Here is a 1,362-nt window from a genome sequence, read left to right as displayed (position 1 = left end):
TCAGCGGCCCCGTCATCGCCGTGGTCGCCAGCGCCATCACCAGCAGCATGGTGAAGAGCTCGGGGCCGATCAGGCCGACGTCGAGGCCGATCTTGATGACGATCAGCTCCATCAGCCCGCGCGCGTTCATCAGCGCGCCGGTCGCCAGGCTGTCGCGCCAGCCGTAGCCGGCCAGGCGCGCGCCGATCGCGCCGCCGGCCAGCTTGCCGATGCTGGCGACCGCGACGATCAGCAGCAGCGCGCCGATGCCCGCGCCCGAGAAGGCGCTGGCCGTGGTGCCCAGCCCCGCGAGCGCGAAGAACAGCGGCATCAGCAGCACGATCGACAGCGGCTCGATGCGCTCCTGCAGCGAACGCAGCAGGCGGTCGTCGCGCGGCAGGCAGGCGCCGAACAGGAAGGCGCCGAACACCGCGTGCAGGTGCAGCCATTCGGTGAGCAGGGCCGAGACCAGCAGGCCGATCATCAGCGAGGCCAGCACCGTGGTCGAGGGCTCGCCGTCGGGCGCGCGGGTGCGCAGCAGCCAGGCATAGGCCGGCTTCAGGCCGAGGAACAGGAAGGCGAACAGCGCCACCGCGCCGCCGCCGGTGCGCAGCAGCCCGAGGTAGCCCTCGCCCGCGCCGGCCAGCGCCACCACGAAGGCCAGCAGCACCCAGGCGAAGACGTCGACCACCGCGGCCGCGCCCAGCGAGAGCTGGCCGAAGGGGGTGCGCGTCAGGCCGCGGTCCTTGAGGATGCGCGCCATCACGGGGAACGCGGTGATCGACAGCGCCGCCGCGATGAACAGCGCGAAGGGCCAGAAGCCCACGCCGGCCGGTGCCAGCGAAGGATGCAGCGCGGGCGCGATCGCCAGCCCCAGGCCCAGCGGCGCGATCACGCTGGCGATACCGACCCAGCCGGCCGACTTGAGCTGCGCCTTCACGCCCTGCGAGGCACGCAGCTCGAGGCCGACCACGAACATGAACAGCACCAGGCCCACGGTGGCGAGCGCCGACAGGCCGCCCAGCGACTCCTTCGCGAAGATCTGGCCATGCAGCGAGGGGAACAGCGCGCCCATGACGGCCGGCCCCAGCATCAGGCCGGCGGCCATCTCGCCGACCACGCCGGGTTGGCCGAGGTGGCGCAGCACCCATCCGCAGACGCGGGCCGTGCCGAGGATGACGATCAGTTGCAGCAGCAGCGTCGTGGCGGACATGGCCGGATGTTAAGTCCCGCCGCGCTCGGCCTCGGTCCACAGCGCGGCCATGGCGCGCAGCAGCGACTCCTCGACCACCGGCTTGAACAGCACCGGCACGCCCGACTCGCGCACGCGCTGCAGCCGCGGCGGCGCGGTCTCGCCGGTCACCAGCAGCAGCGGCAGCCGGC

The 1,362-nt window shown here is 73.0% G+C and carries 1 protein-coding gene; it reads right to left on the bottom strand.

Annotation, left to right across the window (positions count from 1 at the left end; genetic code table 11):
• The coding region (locus AC27VN_RS41540) for a cation:proton antiporter domain-containing protein (RefSeq protein WP_490880520.1) at nucleotides 1-1,192 on the bottom strand (1,192 nt) is incomplete at its 3' end.
• Nucleotides 1,193-1,362 lie beyond the last annotated feature (170 nt).

The organism is Variovorax sp. 20P10.2.4, from assembly GCF_058244205.1.
The sequence above is the reverse complement of the archived record's forward strand: the minus strand, read 5'-3'. Positions and strand labels throughout refer to the sequence as shown.